Here is a 20737-nt window from a genome sequence, read left to right as displayed (position 1 = left end):
TTTGCGTGTTGCTTTGTTTGTTGTATCACATTTTTTTCTAATACGCTCAGCAGATTTACAGGCAGAATCCGCCTGTTCAAAACCGCTGAAATTGCTCATCATTATAGAGTGTGATTAACGTGTTCACGTCGCGTCAACGTTCTGGCGCAAAGACAAAGGTGAAAAGTATTTATGGTAAATTTCCGTCAGCCCAGGGATATTGCACAAGTGCTGCTATCGGTGCTGTTTTTAGCCATCCTGATTGTGGCCTGTCTCTGGATTGTTCAGCCCTTTATCCTCGGTTTTGCCTGGGCAGGTACGATTGTCATTGCGACCTGGCCTATCCTGCTACGCTTACAAAAATTGCTCTGGGGACGTCGTTCACTTGCCGTACTGGTGATGACACTGTTGTTAGTGCTGTTGTTCATCATCCCTATCGCGCTGCTGGTTAACAGTATCGTCGATGGCAGCGGGCCGCTAATCCATGCCGTAACCGCAGGTGATATGACGCTACCGGATCTGGCATGGTTGAACAGCATTCCACTGGTGGGTGCCAAAATGTATGGCGCATGGCACAGTTTACTGGATATGGGCGGTTCGGCCATTATGGCCAAGGTTCGTCCTTATATCGGTACCACCACCACCTGGTTTGTCGGTCAGGCCGCGCATATCGGCCGCTTTATGATGCACTGTGGTCTGATGCTGCTGTTCAGTGCCCTGTTGTACTGGCGCGGTGAACAGGTCGCATTAGGTATTCGTCACTTCGCTTGCCGTCTTGCCTCAAAACGTGGCGATGCTGCCATTCTGCTGGCCGCGCAAGCCATTCGCGCAGTCGCATTGGGCGTTGTGGTCACCGCTCTGGTGCAGGCAGTGCTCGGGGGAATTGGTCTGGCGGTAACCGGCGTGCCTTACGCCACGCTGCTGGCGGTATTGATGATCCTGTCTTGTCTGGTGCAACTGGGGCCGTTGCCGGTGCTGATTCCGGCCATTATCTGGCTGTACTGGACGGGTGATTCAACCTGGGGCACGGTTCTGCTGGTCTGGAGCGGCGTAGTCGGAACGCTGGATAACGTTATTCGACCGATGCTGATTCGTATGGGTGCCGATTTGCCACTGATCCTGATTCTCTCCGGGGTCATCGGCGGACTGATTGCCTTCGGCATGATTGGTCTGTTTATCGGTCCAGTAGTGCTGGCCGTTTCCTGGCGTCTGTTCTCCGCCTGGGTAAACGAAGCCCCTGCGCCAGGTACCAATCCGGATGAAATCCTCGAAGAAATTGCTGAAATCGAACGCAATAAGTAATCCAACATCAGGCGGCAGCGCCGCCTGATTGTTTAACAATACTAATCAATCCTCCCTCTTGCGGGATTAGACCCAACCTCGCCCTTCTTTAAATAATCATTTGTGTCGCAAATTCTTTACAGTTTTTAAACTATTGAGATGAATCTGATCGACGTAAAAAATCACTATGCCTACTATTAGCCCATGGCTTTAGATCAACACATTGATTTATAAGCATGGAAATCCCCTGAGTGAAACAACGAATTGCTGTGTGTAGTCTTTGCCCAACTCCCACGTTGGGCTTTTTTTTGTCCTTCGCACGCCACTCCACCAACCTTAACGCACCAACACATTATCTTCCCCGTCAAGGAACAAATAATATTGCACAAAATACTGTGACTCTCTTCAAGCAGAAATATCCACAGCAATGTTATTACTATTCCACCGTCTTTTATGAAGTGACCAAATAATGAACGCATTAGAACTACAGGCGATCCGCCATATTTTTGCTATGACGGTGGAAGAAAGCGCCAGGTATATCGCGCGCGATAACAATGTTGCCGCCTGGCAGCAATGGGAAAAGGGTGAAAGAGAAATTCCAGAAGACATCATCCGCATTTGTTCAGAAATGAAAGCAAGGAGGAAGTTAAGAATTAATGCAATTATCGACAAAATAAATAATCGTATCGGTAATAACACCATGCGTTTTTTCCCCGATCTGAACGCTTTTCAGGCGGTTTATCACCACGATGGTTTTCTCGACTGGAAAATCTATCAGTCGGCTGCTGTTGAACTCTATGCTCACGATCTCGAGCGTATGTGTTAAGAGATTGCAACGCCATACCTATTTAGCCTCTTCGCTGAGTAACACATTATGAAAAACACCTATTTCTCCACTGCGATAGGGCTGTACCTAAATTACCTGGTGCATGGCATGGGGGTCATTCTGATGAGCCTCAATATGTCTTCGCTGGAACAACAGTGGCAAACCAATGCTGCGGGCGTCTCGATTGTTATTTCCTCACTCGGCATCGGCCGCTTAAGCGTTTTATTAGTGGCAGGGATGCTTTCCGATCGCTACGGTCGCAGACCATTTATTATCCTTGGTATGACCTGCTACCTGATTTTCTTTATTGGCATCATCAATACTCACAGTATTTTTCTTGCCTATGCTTTTGGTTTTTTAGCAGGAATGGCAAACAGTTTTCTCGATGCCGGAACCTATCCCAGCCTGATGGAGGCATTCCCCCGCTCCCCCAGCACGGCCAATATTTTGATAAAAGCCTTCGTCTCCAGCGGTCAGTTCCTGCTGCCAATGATCATCAGCCTGCTGGTGTGGAGCGAACTTTGGTTTGGCTGGTCCTTCCTGCTGGCGGCTGCCGTTATGATACTCAACGGCGTGTTTTTGTTTCGCTGTCGGTTTCCGCCACACCCCGGGCCTCATACCGTCATCCGGGCACAACCTGCTGAACGAGAAACCGCACAACCTGAACATCGTTGCTCCCTGCTCGACCTTGCCAGTTACACCCTATACGGCTACATCGCAATGGCAACTTTTTACCTGGTAAGCCAGTGGCTGGCGCAATACGGACAGTTTGTCGCAGGAATGTCCTATACGTTATCTATCAAACTGTTAAGCATTTATACCTGCGGCTCTCTACTGTGCGTGCTGATCACCGCCCCGCTGGCGCGAAAAGCAGAACGCGCGACATCGATGCTGATGCTGTATACGTTTATCTCATTTGTCGCATTGCTGATGGTTTGTCTGCATCCGACACCCTACGTGGTCATTATCTTTGCGTTTGTCATCGGTTTTTCTTCCGCAGGGGGCGTTGTGCAAATCGGTTTAACGCTCATGGCCGCACGCTTTCCGCATGCGAAGGGTAAAGCGACCGGGATTTACTATAGCGCGGGCAGCATTGCGACCTTCACCATTCCATTGATAACAGCAAAACTCTCAGAAACCAGTATTGCTCACATCATGTGGTTTGATACTGGCATAGCTGCTGTTGGGTTCCTGTTGGCGTTATTTATTGGTTATCGCAGCCACATCGCGTCAAAGCATCAGCTAAAAATGATACAAGCCGTAGAATAGCGTGGATGCAATATTGTTCCCCCCTTCTGCAAAATAATTGGCATATGTTTTAAAACATCAACAAAACACCGGCTGGCAGAGTTCAATTTCACAGTGTGTTATGCAATATACCTGGTAACTTAAACGCCATGCTATGTAGGTTCTGTGGCTTCCGCCCGGTATATTAATTACAAGGTCGCCGCAATTTAAACAATATCGACGAGCACAGAACAATTTTAAAATCCGCAAGGAGTTGTGAAAATGTCTCAAAGCAAGACCTTTAATACGCCATTTCTTTTGGCGATAATCTGTATTTATTTAAGTTATTTCCTACACGGCATTAGCGTCATTACACTGGCGCAAAATATGACCTCTCTTGCAGAAAAGTTTTCCACCGACAATGCAGGAATTGCCTATTTGATTTCAGGCATTGGTCTGGGGCGACTGGTGAGCATCTTATTCTTTGGTGTGCTCTCAGATAAATTTGGTCGTCGGGCTATCATTCTGTTAGGGGCGATTCTTTATATACTGTTCTTCTTCGGTATTCCCGCCAGCCCTAATCTGATGATTGCCTTTATTCTGGCCGTTTGCGTTGGCGTGGCAAACTCGGCACTGGATACCGGTGGGTACCCGGCGTTAATGGAATGCTTCCCTAAAGCCTCTGGCTCAGCCGTTATCCTGGTGAAAGCTATGGTCTCGTTTGGGCAGATGATCTACCCCATCGTCGTCAGCACCATGCTGCTCAACCATATCTGGTACGGTTATGCGGTCATTATCCCAGGTGCGTTGTTTGTAGTCATTACCCTGATGCTGCTAAAAAGTCGTTTCCCCAGCCAGATGGTGGATGCCGGCATCGCAAAAGATCTGCCACAGATGAACAGTAAACCGTTGGTCTGGCTGGAAGGTGTGGCATCCGTCATGTTTGGTGTTGCTGCCTTTTCGACTTTTTACGTCATCGTGGTCTGGATGCCGAAATATGCGATGGCCTTTGCCGGTATGGCAGAATCCGACGCACTGAAAACAATCTCTTACTACAGTATGGGGTCGTTGGTCTGCGTATTTATCTTTGCCGCACTGTTGAAAAAATGGGTACGGCCTATTTGGGCGAATGTATTTAATGCCGGACTGGCAACCATCACCGCAGCCGTGATCTATTTATACCCATCTCCGCTGGTATGTAACGCCGGTTCATTTCTCATTGGATTCTCTGCCGCTGGCGGTATTTTACAGCTCGGTGTCTCGGTGATGTCAGAGTTCTTTCCCAAGAGCAAAGCCAAAGTCACCAGTATTTATATGATGATGGGTGGCGTAGCCAACTTTATTATCCCATTAATCACCGGATACCTCTCTAACATTGGTCTGCAATACATTATTTTGCTGGACCTTGCATTTGCTCTGTTGGCTTTTGTCACCGCCATCATCGTCTTTATTCGTTACTACCGCGTATTTGATATTCCCAAAAATGATGTGCGGTTGGGCGAGCGTTATTTTCAATAAATTGTTTAGAAGGAGTATCAAATGGACGTAACTGCTAAATATGAACTGATTGGTTTGATGGCTTACCCTATCAGACACAGTCTGTCGCCTGAAATGCAAAATAAGGCATTAGAAAAAGCGGGGTTGCCATTCACTTACATGGCATTTGAAGTTGATAACTCAACGTTTGCTAATGCCATTGCCGGGCTGAAGGCCTTAAAGATGCGGGGTACCGGGGTCTCAATGCCCAACAAGCAGCTGGCATGTGAGTATGTTGATGAATTAACACCCGCAGCCAAGCTGGTCGGCGCAATTAACACTATCGTCAATGATGATGGTTACCTGCGCGGTTACAATACCGATGGCACGGGCCATATTCGTGCAATTAAGGAAAGTGGTTTCGATATCAAAGGTAAAACCATGGTACTGTTGGGCGCAGGCGGTGCGTCGACGGCTATTGGTGCACAGGCAGCGATTGAAGGCATCAAAGAAATTAAACTCTTTAACCGCCAGGATGAGTTTTTTGCCAAAGCGCAGGAGTTTGCCAAACGCGTCAATGAAAACACCAACTGCGTGGTCACTGTTATCGATCTCGCCGATCGCCAGGCTTTTGCTGACGCACTTGCCAGCGCAGATATTTTGACCAACGGCACTAAAGTCGGCATGAAGCCGCTGGAAAATGAATCTCTCGTGACCGACGCTTCCCTGCTGCGTCCGGAACTGCTGGTAACCGAATGCGTCTACAACCCGCATATGACCAAATTATTGCAGCAGGCACAAAGTGCTGGTTGCAAAACAATTGATGGTTACGGCATGTTGTTGTGGCAAGGGGCTGAACAGTTCAAGCTCTGGACCGGGAAAGATTTCCCACTGGAGTATGTGAAACAGGTTATGGGTTTTGCCGCCTGACGGGCAAGCATTTGTACAATAGTTAAAGGGTAATCAATGAAAACCGTAACCGTAAAAAACCTCGTTATTGGCGAGGGTGCGCCGAAGATCATTGTCTCGCTGATGGGTAAAGACATCGCCACGGTAAAAAGCGAAGCGCTGGCCTATCGCGAAGCGGATTTCGACATTCTGGAATGGCGCGTAGACCATTTCGCCGATGTCTCTTCCATTGAGGCGGTGTTGGAAGCTGCGCGCACCATCCGCGATGTGATGGCTGACAAACCACTGCTTTTCACCTTCCGTAGCGCCAAAGAAGGCGGTGAACAGGCTCTGTCTGTCGAGCACTATATTGCACTTAACCGCGCGGCGGTAGACAGCAGTCTGGTGGATATGATCGATCTGGAACTGTTTACCGGTGACGAACTGGTCAAAGCGACCGTCGAGCATGCGCATGCGAAAAATGTCTTTGTGATTATGTCCAATCACGATTTTCATAAGACACCAGCCGCGGAAGAGATTGTCCAGCGCCTGCGTAAAATGCAGGAGCTGGGCGCAGATATTCCGAAGATTGCCTTGATGCCGCAAAATAAAACGGATGTTCTGACGCTGCTTAGTGCCACGCTGGAAATGCAAGAACGCTATGCCGATCGCCCGATAATCACCATGTCGATGGCTAAAACAGGGGTGATTTCACGTCTGTCTGGTGAGGTTTTCGGTTCAGCGGCAACCTTTGGGGCAGTAAAAAAAGCCTCCGCACCAGGACAAATTTCGGTCACCGACCTGCGTACTGTATTGACAATATTGCATCAGGCTTAATTACAGATATATCCATATAAATATCAGTAATGCCCTACCCCAGATATTCGTCTAACCACGGATATCTGGCCGGTAATTAAGCGCTATTAAATAACTCACAATATTATTGTCGAATATAGCGACAGGTAGTCGCACGCATATAATCTGGAGTTCACATGAAATTTTCAAGGCCAAATCGTATAGATGGTCGGGTACCCGTATTATCCGCTGCAGATGCAGTCAATTATATTCCTGATGAAGCAACGCTTTGTGTATTAGGTGCTGGAGGGGGTATTCTCGAAGCAACAACATTAATTAATGCACTGGCTGAAAAATATAAAAACTCACAGTCACCGCGAAATTTAGCGTTGATTAGTCCTACAGGTTTGGGTGACCGTGCCGACCGGGGAATTAGCCCACTGGCACAGGAAGGTTTAGTCAAATGGGCATTATGCGGACACTGGGGACAATCACCGCGAATCTCCGATCTGGCTGAACAAAATAAAATTGCCGCCTATAACTATCCTCAGGGCGTATTAACCCAAACCCTGCGTGCATCGGCGGCTCACCAGCCGGGGATCCTGAGTGATATCGGCATCGGTACATTTGTTGACCCTCGCCAACAGGGCGGTAAGCTGAATGAAGTGACCACCGAAGATCTGATCAAATTGGTGGAAATTGATAACAAAGAGTACCTGTATTACAAAGCCATTGCGCCAAACATCGCCTTTATTCGCGCCACCACTTGCGACAGTGAAGGCTACGCCACCTTTGAAGATGAAGTGATGTATCTTGATGCGCTGGTGATTGCCCAGGCCGTACACAATAACGGTGGCATCGTTATGATGCAGGTGCAAAAGATGGTGAAGAAAGCCACGTTGCATCCGAAATCGGTGCGTATTCCCGGCTATCTGGTCGATATTGTGGTCATCGACCCCGACCAAACGCAACTGTATGGTGGCGCGCCGGTTAACCGCTTTATCTCTGGCGATTTTGTTCTCGATGACAGCCAACAGACTGCCCTGCCGCTCAATCAGCGTAAACTGGTGGCCAGACGCGCCCTGTTTGAAATGCGCAAAGGTGCGGTCGGCAACGTTGGCGTAGGCATTGCCGATGGCATTGGCCTCGTCGCGCGCGAAGAAGGCTGTGCTGACGATTTTATTCTGACAGTCGAAACGGGTCCGATTGGCGGCATCACCTCTCAAGGTATTGCTTTCGGCGCCAACGTCAACACCCGCGCCATTCTGGATATGACCTCCCAGTTTGACTTCTATCACGGTGGTGGACTGGACGTGTGCTATTTAAGTTTTGCCGAAGTCGATCGCCACGGCAACGTCGGCGTACACAAATTCAATGGCAAAATCATGGGTACCGGCGGTTTTATCGATATTAGCGCCACCTCCAAAAAAATTATTTTCTGCGGCACGTTAACTGCCGGAAGTCTGAAAACGGAAGTTGCCGATGGCAAGTTAAATATTGTGCAGGAAGGTCGGGTGAAAAAATTCGTCAACGAATTACCTGAAGTGACTTTCAGCGGAAAAATTGCTCTCGAACGTGGACTTGATGTGCGTTACATCACTGAACGCGCTGTATTTACGTTAAAAGCAGATGGTCTTCATTTAATCGAAATTGCACCGGGAGTCTCTTTACAGGAAGACATCCTGGACAAGATGGATTTCACGCCAATTATTTCGCCAAATCTGAAGCTGATGGACGAAAGATTATTTATCGATGCCTCGATGGGTTTTGTATTACCCGTCGCCGCCAATTAAAAGGAGTACCCTGATGGACTTTTCTTTAACTGAAGAACAAGAACTGCTGCTTGCCAGTATTCGAGAACTGATTACCAGCAATTTCCCGGAAGAATATTTCCGTACCTGCGATCAGACGGCGACCTACCCGAAAGAGTTTATGCGTGCCCTGGCGGACAACGGTATTTCGATGCTGGGCGTTCCGGAAGAGTTTGGTGGCATCCCGGCAGATTACGTCACACAGATGCTGGCGCTGATGGAAGTTTCAAAATGCGGCGCACCCGCTTTTTTGATCACTAACGGTCAGTGCATTCACAGTATGCGTCGTTTTGGATCCGCTGAACAGCTGCGTAAGACCGCAGAAAGCACCATGGAAACGGGCGATCCAGCGTATGCGCTGGCATTAACCGAACCGGGAGCTGGCTCCGACAACAACAGCGCGACCACCAGCTACACTCGCAAAAACGGTAAGGTCTATCTCAACGGGCAGAAAACCTTTATCACCGGCGCGAAAGAGTATCCCTATATGCTGGTACTGGCCCGCGATCCGGAGCCAAAAGATCCGAAAAAAGCCTTTACGCTGTGGTGGGTCGATTCGAAAAAACCCGGCATTAAGGTTAATCCGCTGCATAAAATCGGCTGGCATATGCTCAGCACCTGCGAAGTTTATCTTGATGACGTCGAAGTGGACGAAAGCGATATGGTCGGAGAGGAAGGCATGGGTTTCCTCAACGTCATGTACAACTTCGAAATGGAACGTTTGATCAACGCTGCGCGCAGTACCGGTTTTGCTGAATGCGCCTTCGAAGATGCCGCCCGTTACGCCAACCAGCGCATCGCATTCGGTAAGCCAATTGGTCACAATCAGATGATCCAGGAAAAACTGGCGCTGATGGCGATTAAAATCGATAACATGCGCAATATGGTGTTAAAAGTCGCCTGGCAGGCCGATCAGGAACAGTCTCTGCGCACCAGTGCAGCGCTGGCAAAACTGTATTGTGCACGTACTGCAATGGAAGTGATTGATGACGCCATTCAGATTATGGGTGGGCTGGGTTACACCGACGAAGCACGCGTTTCCCGCTTCTGGCGTGATGTCCGCTGTGAACGCATTGGCGGTGGTACAGATGAAATCATGATTTACGTCGCGGGTCGCCAAATCCTGAAAGATTATCAGAATAAGTAAGCAGTAATGCTTGCCGGATAGCGCAAATGCGTTATCCGGCACGTGCCAGGTGAATCATATTTCTGGCATCAAACATTCCTGTTCTACAAGGTTATTTTTAAACTGCTTACGATAATCGCTGGGGGTACAACCCACATGCCGCTGAAAGAGTTTGGCAAAGTGATCGACATTTTCATACCCTACCCGCCAGGAAATTTCTGCCAACGAGGACTCCGTATTCGTCAGGGCAAATTTTGCCTCTGTCATTCGCCGCTGAATCACATAATTAATCGGCGAAATACGATACTCCTTAGTAAACTCGTGACAGATATAGCTCACGCTGGCACGAAATTTCTTAGACAACTGTTCCAGCGTAATTTTCTCTCGAAAGTTGTTATTTAAATAAACCAACACATCTTTAATTAAGATATCTTTTTTAATATATCCCTGCTCAGAACGATAAGCATTTTTAAAGTTTTCGTAATATAAAACGGTTAATGCATAAGCGAAGGCGTCATAAGCGGAAGACGTCAGGTTATTCTTGCTCTGCGGGATCATAACACTCAGTTCATTAAAGATACTTTTAATAACCTCTTTGCCCTGGCTGACGTTAATAACCGGACACGAGTGCATCTGCAAGAGTTGGTTCTCCTGCCAGTCGTTAAAACGAAAGCCGTAGAGCGCACAGGTGTAAGTGGTTGCAGGTGCGCTGCTATCGGAAGCAACCGCATGTAACCGCCCTTGTTCTATCACTACGATGTCACCCGCATGTGCGACATACAGCGAAGAGTCGATAATTAGTCTTGCGACACCCTTTTTTACATAGATAAGCTCTGTTTCATTGTCATGAACATGATGACCCGACTCCCAGTTAGGATCATCACTGATGACGAATCGCGAAAATCTCGGGGTTTTTCCCTGTTCAAAAAGGGTCTCCATGGCATTATCAAAACAGCGTTGATACATGACAACCTCCACCGAAAGGCAGTAATTTTGCGGATAATTAATATCGAAAAGTAAAAACGATGAAGACGTTATACAACGTTATTCTGTCCAGGCGAAACAAAATTATTTGCGTCGTCTGCAAGATGACACCTCCAACTTCAGCACGCTGCTCGCACAAATTGTTTTTATTTTAAAATAACAGGAAAGTGTAAATGTTATTAAGTCAGCAATAATAATTTACACACCAGAAACAAAGTGCATGCAGAAACGGATAAAAATATGATCCATTTCTCAAAAAAACGTCTCGATTTTATTTCCATATTTATCAATTTAACACCCGACGTCGTCTTTACGTTCATAAACTCAGCATTCCTAAAGTCCTTTTTTTTGCAAGATTGTTGGGAATGAAAACAGATTGCCCCGTCGAAAACAGTCCCCCTCTGCCGCACACTATTTTCAGTCAATTTTCCCTACTGTTGATGATGTCACTCCCCGTCATCATCCACACGAGAATCACTGGAGATGCCATGAAACTAATAACCTGCTTTAAGTTGGTGCCTGAAGAACAGGACATTGTTGTTACCCCAGAACGTTCGCTTAACTTTGACCGGGCCGATGCCAAAATCAGTCAGTTTGATTTGAATGCAATAGAGGCCGCGACGCAACTTAGTGCGGAAGGTGATGAAATTGTCGCCTTAACGGTTGGCGGCTCGCTACTGCAAAACTCCAAAGTGCGTAAAGACGTACTGTCCCGCGGGCCGGACAGTTTGTTTATGGTGCAGGATCCCCAACTGGAGCATTCATTACCGCGAGACACGGCTCAGGCGCTGGCCTGCGCGGCCAAAAACATTGAATTCGACCTGATGCTGTTCGGCGAAGGGTCTGGAGACATCTACGCCCAGCAGGTTGGCTTACTGGTTGGCGAACTCTTACAACTTCCGGTGATTAACGCCGTCAGCAACATCCAACGTAACGGCGATCGCATTGTGGTTGAACGTACGCTGGAAGACGAAGTTGAAGTGATTGAACTGTCGCTCCCCGCCGTGCTGTGCGTAACCTCGGATATCAACACGCCGCGTATTCCCTCGATGAAAGCCATTCTGGGCGCAGGTAAAAAACCAGTCACACCGTGGCAAGCCAGCGATATTGGCTGGACACCGGCCTCACCGTTAGCAGAACTGGTGAGCCTCACCGTTCCGCCACAAACAGAACGTAAGCACATCATTCTGGAAAATGACTCAGCAGAAGCCATCGCCGAGCTGGCTGAGCATCTGAAAAAAGCCCTGAACTAAGCCCAACGGAGAGAAATTATCATGAGTAAATTAGCTAACGTATGGGTGTTCAGCGATAACGTAGAACGCTATGCAGAATTAATGGCCGGCGCACGCCTGTGGGGTGAACAGGTACACCTTATTGTACAAGGCAACGAACAGGCCAATCAGGTTAAACCTCTGGGTGCCGATGAGATTGTCGTGCTTGAAACAACGTCTGGTTTACAGCGTGTTGAAAATTTTGCCGAGACCATCGCCGCCCTGATACAAGAACACACCGGGCTATTGCTGATGCCAGCGACTAAACGCGCTAAATCCCTTGGTGCGCGGTTAAGTATTCAGCTCAATGCAGCGATGGTAAATGACGCCACGTCGGTAACGCTTGATGATGGCTCACTGTTCGCAGAACACCGTATGTACGGTGGCCTGGCATTCGGCAAAGAAAAAATCAAAACAACTCAGGCAATTATCACCCTTGCCCCAGGTGTACTTGAACCGGTAGAGACTAATGCTTCACATACCTGCCCTGTTGTCTCTGCACCTTACATCGCACCGCACCATGAAATTATGTGCCAGGAACGTCGCGCCAAATCCGTAAGCAGCGTGGATCTCAGCAAAGCCAAACGTGTGGTGGGTGTGGGCCGCGGCCTGGTTGCGCAAAACGATCTGGAGATGGTGCACCAGTTGGCATCTGTACTGGGTGCAGAAGTGGGTTGTTCACGACCGATTGCCGAAGGCGAAAACTGGATGGAACGCGAACGCTACATCGGCGTTTCTGGCGTGTTACTGAAATCGGACCTTTACCTCACCCTCGGCATTTCGGGACAAATTCAGCATATGGTTGGCGGTAACGGCGCGAAAGTCATTGTTGCCATCAACAAAGATAAGAAAGCCCCTATTTTCAATTACGCCGATTACGGACTGGTCGGCGACATCTACAAAGTCGTTCCGGCTCTTATCGAGCATCTCAGCCGCTAACCCCCACATTTAACGCACATATCCCGCTGCCCTCGCAGCGGGAAGGGAGCATAAAGCATGTCAGATGAAAAATTTGATGCCATTGTGGTCGGTGCTGGCGTGGCGGGTACGGTTGCAGGCTACGTGATGGCTCAGGCCGGACTGGACGTACTGGTCATCGAGCGCGGTAACAGTGCTGGTAGTAAAAATATGACCGGCGGAAGACTCTATGCACATAGTCTTGAGCGCATCATGCCGGGGTTCGCGCAGGAAGCGCCGCTCGAGCGTAAAGTCACCCGCGAAAAAATCTCCTTTCTGACCGAAGAAAGCGCCGTCACTCTCGATTTCCATCGTGAAAAAGCTGACGCACCAACGCAGGATTCGTATACCGTTTTGCGCAACAGACTTGACCCATGGCTAATGGATAAGGCGGAACAAGCTGGCGTGCAGTTCATCCCCGGCGTGCGCGTCGATGCCCTGATCCGCGAAGGTAATAAGGTTACCGGAGTTCAGGCCGGTGACGATATCCTGGAAGCCAATATTGTCATCCTTGCCGATGGCGTCAACTCTATGCTGGGGCGTTCCCTGGGGATGGTTCCGCCCTCTTCTGCACATCACTATGCCGTTGGCGTAAAAGAGCTGATCGGCTTACCTCCAACGGCCATTGCAGATCGCTTCAATCTTTCAGGTAATGAAGGCGCGGCCTGGCTGTTTGCAGGCTCACCGTCTGATGGGTTGATGGGAGGCGGATTTTTGTATACCAACCAAGACTCCATCTCTCTGGGTCTGGTGTGTGGTCTGGGGGATATTGCCCATGCCACAAAAAGCATTCCACAAATGCTGGAAGACTTTAAGCAACATCCAACTATTCGGCCATTGATTGCCGGTGGAGAACTACTGGAATATTCCGCGCATATGGTGCCGGAAGGCGGTCTGGCAATGGTTCCAAAGCTGGTCGATGACGGTGTGATGATCGTGGGCGATGCCGCCGGTTTCTGTTTGAACCTGGGTTTCACGGTGCGAGGTATGGATTTGGCCATCGCTTCCGCAGAAGCCGCTGCCCAAACAGCTATTGCAGCAAAAGAACGCCAGGATTTCTCTGCCAGCAGCCTGATGGACTACAAGCGCGCGCTCGAACAGGGCTGTGTGATGCGTGATTTACAGCATTTTCGCAAGATCCCGGCGTTAATGGAAAACCCACGGCTGTTCACCCAGTATCCGCGTATGGTGGCCGACATCATGAGCGATATGTTCACCGTTGACGGACGTCCAAATCAACCGGTTCGCAAGATGATTATGTCCCACGCAAAACAAATCGGGCTGTTGAACTTACTGAAAGACGGTATCAAGGGGGCAACAGCACTATGAATCAGGACAATACCGTTAACGTTGACGTCAAACTGGGCGTCAATAAATTCAATGTCAATGAAGGCCACCCGCACATTATCCTGGCCGAACATCCAGACCTTAATGAATTTCGCAAGCTGCTGAAAGCCTGCCCCGCCGGGCTGTATAAGCAGGACGAGAGTGGAAACATTCATTTTGATTCTGCTGGTTGCCTGGAGTGCGGAACGTGTCGAGTACTGTGCGGCGACACAATCCTCGACCAATGGGAATATCCGGTCGGAACATTTGGCGTTGATTTTCGCTACGGCTAATGGATTTTGCCTGTAGTACACCGGATCGGCCACGCCGGCCATCCGGTCAGATGTATGCCGAAATCATCCTGGGAATAACTTCATGAGTATCACACTAACGTTTAACGCCGAACGCCGCGAAGTCTGGCGGCAACAGGGTTTATGGGGAGATGCTTCGCTTGGCGATTACTGGAACCAAACTGCCAGAGCCATGCCAGATAAAATCGCCGTGGTTGATAACCATGGCGCTTCATACACCTATGCTGCACTCGACAGCGCGGCCAGCAGTCTGGCAACCTGGTTTTTAGCCTGCGGTATTCAACCCGGCGATCGCATTGCCTTCCAGTTACCGGGCTGGTGCGAGTTTACGATTATCTACCTGGCCTGCCTGAAAATCGGGGCCGTTTCCGTACCGTTGCTGCCAGCGTGGCGTGAAGCAGAGCTGGTATGGGTGCTAAATAAGTGCAAAGCGAAGATTTTTTTCGCACCTACGCTGTTTAAACAGACCCGACCGGTCGATCTGATCCTCCCCTTACAAAACCAGTTGCCGCATCTGCAACAGATCGTTGCCGTGGATAAACTAGCTCCGGCAACGACCTCGCTGGCGCTCAGTCAACTGCTTTTAGCTCCGCCTTTAACCCAGACGATTAATGTTCACGCCGATGAACTGGCGGCAGTGTTGTTTACCTCCGGTACCGAGGGAATGCCAAAAGGCGTAATGCTGACCCACAACAACATCCTTGCCAGCGAGCGCGCCTACTGTGCCCGCCTCAATCTCACCTGGCAGGATGTGTTTTTGATGCCCGCACCACTGGGACACGCTACCGGTTTTCTGCATGGCGTTACTGCACCGTTTTTAATCGGCGCACGCAGCGTATTGTTAGATATTTTCACCCCAACCGCCTGTCTTGAACTGCTGGAGCAACAACGCTGTACCTGTGTGCTCGGCGCAACGCCCTTCGTCTACGACATGTTGTGTAGCATGGAAAAACGACCACGCGATCTCTCATCGCTACGCTTTTTCTTATGTGGGGGCACAACCATTCCACAGAAGATTGCCCGTGACTGCCAGCAGCTCGGCATAAAATTATTAAGCATTTATGGCTCGACAGAGAGTTCACCGCATGCGCTGGTCAATCTCGATGATTCGCTTTCTCGCATGATGAATACCGACGGATATGCTGCTGCAGGCGTCGAAATTAAAGTGGTCGACGAAGCACGCAATACGTTGCCCGCGGGGGTAGAAGGTGAAGAAGCTTCGCGTGGTCCCAATGTGTTTATGGGCTACCTCGATGAACCCGAACTCACCGCCCGCGCGCTGGATCAAGACGGCTGGTATTACAGTGGCGACTTATGCCGAATGGACGATGCGGGGTACATCAAAATCACCGGACGGAAAAAAGATATCATTGTCCGCGGTGGAGAAAACATCAGCAGCCGCGAAGTTGAGGATATTTTATTGCAGCATCCTCGCATTCACGATGCCTGTGTTGTCGCGATGCCGGACGAACGGTTAGGTGAAAGGTCGTGTGCTTACGTGGTTCTAAAACCTCCGCATCATTCGTTGTCGCTGGAATCAGTGGTGGCATTTTTTAGCCGCAAGCGGGTGGCAAAGTACAAATACCCTGAGCACATTGTGATCGTGGAGAAATTACCGCGCACGGCGTCAGGTAAAGTACAAAAATACCAGCTTCGTCAGGATATTATTCAGCGTTTGAGCGTGGAGAGTATTACAGGATAAAGCGCCGGATGGCGATGCTCACGCATCTTATCCGGCCTACGTTGAATAGGCCGGATAAGGCATGATATTACTTGTTCAGTTCAGCCAGACTCAGCCAGGTTTGTACGACGGTGTCCGGGTTCAGCGACAGGCTGTCGATCCCCTCTTCCATCAGCCAGGCTGCGAAGTCTTCGTGGTCAGAAGGTCCCTGGCCGCAAATACCCACGTATTTACCCTGTTTCTTGGCTGCACGAATCGCCATCGACAGCAGTGCTTTCACCGCGTCGTTACGTTCATCAAACAGTTCAGAAACCACACCAGAGTCACGATCCAGACCCAGCGCCAGCTGCGTCATGTCGTTTGAGCCGATGGAGAAGCCGTCGAAGTATTCGAGGAACTGCTCGGCCAGCAAGGCGTTAGACGGGATCTCACACATCATGATGATCTTCAGTCCGTTCTCGCCGCGTTTCAGCCCCTGGCGTGCCAGTTCTTCCACCACCGCTTTCGCCTGGGCAACGGTACGTACAAACGGTACCATCACTTCAACGTTAGTCAGGCCCATATCGTTACGGACACGTTTTACTGCGTCGCATTCCAGCGCGAAGCAGTCGCGGAAGCTGTCGGCAACATAACGGCCCGCCCCACGGAAGCCCAGCATCGGGTTCTCTTCATGCGGTTCATAACGCTCACCGCCGACCAGGTTGGCATATTCGTTGGACTTAAAGTCAGACATACGCACGATGACGCGTTTTGGATAAAACGCCGCACCCAGCGTTGCGATCCCTTCCGTCAGACGACCGACATAGAATTCACGCGGAGAATCGAAACCTTTCATCATGGCGCGGATTTCATTTTGCAGCTCAGGCGCCTGGTCATCAAACTCCAGCAGCGCACGCGGGTGTACGCCAATCATGCGGTTGATGATAAATTCCAGACGCGCCAGGCCGACGCCTTCGTTTGGCAGACAGGCGAAGTCGAAAGCCCGGTCCGGGTTACCGACGTTCATCATTACCTTCAACGGCAGATCCGGCATGGTCTCCACGCTGGAACTCTTCACGCTAAAGTCGAGCATGTCAGCGTAAACATAACCGGTATCGCCTTCGGCACAGGAGACAGTTACCTTCTCACCATCTTTCATACGCTCGGTCGCATCGCCACAGCCCACCACGGCCGGGATCCCCAGTTCACGGGCAATGATTGCCGCGTGACAGGTACGACCGCCACGGTTAGTGACAATTGCTGCCGCTTTCTTCATGATCGGTTCCCAGTCCGGGTCGGTCATGTCGGTAACCAGTACGTCGCCTGGTTCGATGCGGTTCATTTCGCTGATGTCATGAATGACTTTGACCGGACCCGCGCCAATGCGGTGGCCGATGGCGCGACCTTCAGCAATAATTTTACCCTGAGCATGCAGCGTATAACGCTCCATCACCTGACCGCGAGAGCGCACTGTTTCTGGACGCGCCTGAACAATGAACAGCTTGCCGGTATGGCCGTCTTTCGCCCATTCGATGTCCATTGGACGACCGTAGTGCTTCTCGATCTGCACCGCTTGCTTGGCCAGTTCCTGCACTTCTTCGTTAGTCAGGGAGAAAATGTCGCGTTGTTCCTGCGGGACATCTTCAATGGTCACCTGCTTACCGTGTTCCTGGGTCGGCGCGTAAATCATGCGGATTTTTTTCGATCCCATTGTGCGACGGACGATCGCCGGACGGTTAGCCGCCAGGGTCGGTTTGTGCACGTAGAATTCATCCGGGTTAACGGCGCCCTGCACGACCATTTCGCCCAAGCCCCAGGCGGACGTGATAAAGACAACCTGGTCGAAACCGGATTCGGTATCGATGGAGAACATTACCCCTGAGGACGCGAGGTCAGAACGCACCATCCGCTGAACGCCAGCAGAAAGTGCGACGCCACGGTGGTCATAGCCCTGGTGAACACGATAAGAGATCGCGCGGTCGTTAAACAGCGAGGCAAATACGTGTTTGATGGCAACCAGTACGGCATCAAATCCCTGGACGTTGAGGAAGGTTTCCTGCTGACCGGCAAATGACGCATCTGGCATATCTTCTGCGGTAGCGGAAGAACGCACGGCAAAAGAGGCATTGGCATCGTCCGCTGACAGCTGCGCGTAGGCATCGCGGACGGCATTTTCCAGTTCGGGCTGGAAAGGAGTGTCGATAATCCACTGGCGGATCTGTGCCCCGGCTTTCGCAAGCTCAGTGACATCGTCGATATCCGTTTTATCCAGCAGCTCATAAATGCGCTGGTTTACACCGCTCTGGTCCAGAAACTGGTTAAACGCATCGGCGGTCGTTGCAAAACCATTCGGTACGGAAACACCCATACCTGAAAGGTTAGTAATCATTTCACCCAGGGAGGCATTTTTGCCTCCAACTCTGTCTACATCATTCATGCCGAGTTGGTTATACCAAAGCACCAGCGGTGACGAGCCATTGTTGGACATCGAACAATCCTTATATATGAACGAGGTTAGGAAACTCAATTTTGCGTAATTATCTTGGCATATTTACTCCGGCGAAAAAAACGGTGAATCGTTCAAGCAACTTTATTTTTTATTTTTTCAGATTGTTTCCGCATTTGCGCAAACCCGCGAGCCACACGGGATCACCACAAAAATGACCGGTATAAACATTTGTTCCGAAAAATGAAATGTACTTTTCATTAAATATAAAAATACCGTTTCATTTTATAAAATAGATGCCGCAATATTCGCTTCTGGCGAATTTTAATTTATGCTTTCAGAGAATTATATCTGCCCCAGGATGAGCAAAATGGATAATGCTGTTGATCGTCACGTATTTTATATTTCTGATGGTACGGCCATCACCGCCGAGGTATTGGGTCACGCGGTGATGTCGCAATTTCCGGTCACGATCAGCAGTATTACGCTGCCGTTTGTGGAAAATGAGAGTCGTGCGCGCGCGGTTAAAGACCAGATTGACGCTATCTACCAACAAACTGGCGTGCGCCCTTTAGTGTTTTACTCCATCGTCCTGCCGGAAATTCGCTCGATCATTCTGCAAAGCGAAGGGTTTTGTCAGGATATCGTGCAGGCCTTGGTTGCCCCACTGCAGCACGAGATGAAACTCGACCCTACGCCTATCGCCCACCGCACGCACGGTCTGAATCCCGGTAACCTCAACAAGTACGACGCGCGCATCGCTGCCATTGACTACACCCTCGCCCACGACGACGGTATTTCGTTGCGCAACCTCGATCAGGCGCAGGTGATCCTGCTCGGCGTTTCCCGTTGCGGCAAAACCCCGACCAGTTTGTATCTGGCCATGCAGTTTGGTATCCGCGCGGCCAACTACCCCTTTATTGCCGATGATATGGATAATCTGGTGCTGCCCACTTCCCTGAAGCCGTTGCAGCATAAGCTGTTCGGTCTGACTATCGACCCTGAGCGCCTGGCGGCCATCCGCGAAGAACGCCGTGAGAACAGCCGTTACGCCTCGCTGCGTCAGTGCCGTATGGAAGTTGCTGAGGTGGAAGCGCTTTATCGGAAAAACCAGATCCCCTGGCTGAACAGTACCAATTATTCGGTAGAAGAGATTGCTACCAAGATCCTCGATATCATGGGACTGAATCGCCGCATGTACTAGAATGCTAGTGCATTGGTTCGATTTTTTGTTATTATGCTCGCCACCAGGCAGGATGAGTGTGATATTGTGATGTACATCACTTCCCGGTAGTCCTGCCGTTGAAGCAACAAATTTCTGAGACAAGTAATGAACAGAACCGATGAACTCCGTACTGCGCGTATTGACAACCTGGTCACTCCAGCAGAGCTTGCGCAACGGCATCCTGTTTCGTCCTCCGTCGCCCGTCATGTTACGGACTCCCGACGTCGGATAGAAAAAATTTTAAATGGTGAAGACCCCCGTTTACTGGTGATCGTAGGTCCCTGCTCGATTCACGATCTTGATGCCGCGATGGAATACGCGACACGGTTACAGGCGCTGCGCACTAAGCACCAGGCGCGTCTGGAAATCGTGATGCGTACCTATTTTGAAAAACCACGCACCGTCGTAGGCTGGAAAGGCCTGATTTCCGACCCGGATTTGAATGGCAGTTATCGTGTGAACCACGGTATTGAACTGGCGCGAAAACTGCTGTTGCAGGTCAACGAACTGGGCGTCCCCACGGCGACTGAATTCCTCGACATGGTGACCGGCCAGTTTATTGCTGATTTAATCAGTTGGGGAGCTATTGGCGCGCGCACCACCGAAAGTCAGATCCATCGTGAAATGGCCTCCGCGCTCTCCTGCCCGGTTGGCTTTAAGAACGGAACGGATGGCAACACGCGCATCGCCGTCGATGCGATTCGCGCCTCCCGCGCCAGTCACATGTTCCTCTCGCCGGATAAAACCGGCCAGATGACCATTTATCAGACCAGCGGTAACCCTTACGGGCATATCATCATGCGTGGCGGTAAAAAGCCGAATTATTATGCTGAAGATATTGCTGCCGCCTGCGATACCCTGCACGAATTTTCCCTGCCTGAGCATCTGGTGGTCGATTTTAGCCACGGTAATTGCCAGAAGCAGCATCGCCGTCAGTTGGACGTTTGTGATGATGTATGCCAGCAAATTCGCAATGGTTCGACGGCGATTGCCGGGATTATGGCGGAGAGTTTCCTGCGTGAAGGTACGCAAAAAATCGTTAGCGGCCAGCCGCTGGTTTACGGTCAGTCCATTACCGACCCGTGCCTGAACTGGGAAGATACTGAACTGTTGGTTGAAAAACTCGCCTCTGCGGTTGATAGCCGTTT

At 50.1% G+C, this 20737-nt stretch carries 17 protein-coding genes and 1 other RNA gene; 16 read left to right on the top strand and 2 right to left on the bottom strand.

The genetic code is table 11. The features are described from left to right. Positions 1-171 precede the first annotated feature (171 nt). From ydiK to FDW94_RS15265, 9 genes are all read left to right on the top strand, one after another. Positions 172-1281, top strand: a complete 1110-nt coding sequence (gene ydiK / locus FDW94_RS15305; RefSeq protein WP_003832632.1) for an AI-2E family transporter YdiK — start codon at positions 172-174, stop codon at positions 1279-1281. 183 nt (positions 1282-1464) lie between these two features. Then, positions 1465-1572: antisense sRNA RprA (gene rprA / locus FDW94_RS15300), an RNA gene on the top strand. Positions 1573-1729: 157 nt separating this feature from the next. Beyond that, a complete protein-coding gene (locus FDW94_RS15295) occupies positions 1730-2086 on the top strand; it encodes a YdiL family protein (RefSeq protein ID WP_008784601.1) in 357 nt (118 codons plus the stop codon). 48 nt (positions 2087-2134) lie between these two features. Beyond that, entirely contained in the window at positions 2135-3355 is a 1221-nt protein-coding gene (locus FDW94_RS15290) for an MFS transporter (protein WP_032943181.1), read from the top strand. Between the two features lie 240 nt (positions 3356-3595). Then, on the top strand, positions 3596-4831 hold the full coding sequence (locus tag FDW94_RS15285; RefSeq protein ID WP_137377836.1) for an MFS transporter: 1236 nt from the start codon (positions 3596-3598) through the stop codon (positions 4829-4831). A gap of 21 nt (positions 4832-4852) precedes the next feature. Further along, positions 4853-5719: a quinate/shikimate dehydrogenase gene (ydiB, locus tag FDW94_RS15280; RefSeq protein ID WP_137377835.1), complete on the top strand. Its 867-nt coding sequence runs from the start codon at positions 4853-4855 to the stop codon at positions 5717-5719. Between the two features lie 36 nt (positions 5720-5755). After that, positions 5756-6514, top strand: coding sequence for a type I 3-dehydroquinate dehydratase (aroD, locus tag FDW94_RS15275; RefSeq protein WP_048235496.1), 759 nt, complete (start codon positions 5756-5758; stop codon positions 6512-6514). A 155-nt stretch (positions 6515-6669) separates the two neighbouring features. Then, positions 6670-8265 carry an acyl CoA:acetate/3-ketoacid CoA transferase gene (locus FDW94_RS15270; RefSeq protein ID WP_137377834.1) on the top strand — a complete coding sequence of 532 codons (1596 nt, stop codon included), beginning with the start codon at positions 6670-6672 and terminating at the stop codon, positions 8263-8265. A 13-nt stretch (positions 8266-8278) separates the two neighbouring features. Next, entirely contained in the window at positions 8279-9430 is a 1152-nt protein-coding gene (locus FDW94_RS15265) for an acyl-CoA dehydrogenase (RefSeq protein WP_003832619.1), read from the top strand. Positions 9431-9484: 54 nt separating this feature from the next. Here FDW94_RS15265 and FDW94_RS15260 read toward each other — a convergent pair whose 3' ends face one another. Then, positions 9485-10375, bottom strand: a complete 891-nt coding sequence (locus FDW94_RS15260; RefSeq protein ID WP_008784594.1) for an AraC family transcriptional regulator — start codon at positions 10373-10375, stop codon at positions 9485-9487. Between the two features lie 506 nt (positions 10376-10881). Between FDW94_RS15260 and FDW94_RS15255 the strand changes: the two genes are divergently transcribed. The 5 genes from FDW94_RS15255 to fadK all read left to right on the top strand — a co-directional run bounded on the left by FDW94_RS15255 (position 10882) and on the right by fadK (position 15960). Next, entirely contained in the window at positions 10882-11646 is a 765-nt protein-coding gene (locus tag FDW94_RS15255; RefSeq protein ID WP_020996442.1) for an electron transfer flavoprotein, read from the top strand. Between the two features lie 21 nt (positions 11647-11667). Further along, on the top strand, positions 11668-12603 hold the full coding sequence (locus tag FDW94_RS15250) for an electron transfer flavoprotein subunit alpha (RefSeq protein ID WP_137377833.1): 936 nt from the start codon (positions 11668-11670) through the stop codon (positions 12601-12603). Positions 12604-12660: 57 nt separating this feature from the next. Continuing rightward, a complete protein-coding gene (locus FDW94_RS15245) occupies positions 12661-13950 on the top strand; it encodes an FAD-dependent oxidoreductase (RefSeq protein WP_137377832.1) in 1290 nt (429 codons plus the stop codon). Further along, positions 13947-14240: a ferredoxin ydiT gene (locus tag FDW94_RS15240; RefSeq protein WP_008784590.1), complete on the top strand. Its 294-nt coding sequence runs from the start codon at positions 13947-13949 to the stop codon at positions 14238-14240. Before FDW94_RS15245 ends, FDW94_RS15240 begins: the two co-directional genes overlap by 4 nt. A gap of 82 nt (positions 14241-14322) precedes the next feature. Next, entirely contained in the window at positions 14323-15960 is a 1638-nt protein-coding gene (gene fadK / locus FDW94_RS15235; protein ID WP_071446893.1) for a medium-chain fatty-acid--CoA ligase, read from the top strand. Positions 15961-16027: 67 nt separating this feature from the next. Here the strand turns inward: fadK and ppsA are convergent, their stop codons facing one another. Continuing rightward, entirely contained in the window at positions 16028-18406 is a 2379-nt protein-coding gene (gene ppsA, locus FDW94_RS15230; protein ID WP_137377831.1) for a phosphoenolpyruvate synthase, read from the bottom strand. Positions 18407-18734: 328 nt separating this feature from the next. Between ppsA and ppsR the strand changes: the two genes are divergently transcribed. Both ppsR and aroH read left to right on the top strand, forming a co-directional pair. Continuing rightward, a complete protein-coding gene (ppsR, locus tag FDW94_RS15225) occupies positions 18735-19568 on the top strand; it encodes a posphoenolpyruvate synthetase regulatory kinase/phosphorylase PpsR (protein ID WP_003832602.1) in 834 nt (277 codons plus the stop codon). A gap of 126 nt (positions 19569-19694) precedes the next feature. Continuing rightward, positions 19695-20737: 3-deoxy-7-phosphoheptulonate synthase AroH (gene aroH, locus FDW94_RS15220; RefSeq protein ID WP_137378022.1), on the top strand; the 1043-nt coding region annotated here is incomplete at its 3' end.

Origin of the sequence: Citrobacter sp. wls757, assembly GCF_005280935.1 — a bacterium.
Lineage (GTDB): Bacteria > Pseudomonadota > Gammaproteobacteria > Enterobacterales > Enterobacteriaceae > Citrobacter > Citrobacter portucalensis.
Note: the sequence above shows the minus strand (reverse complement) of the source record. Positions and strands in the feature narration are given on the sequence as shown.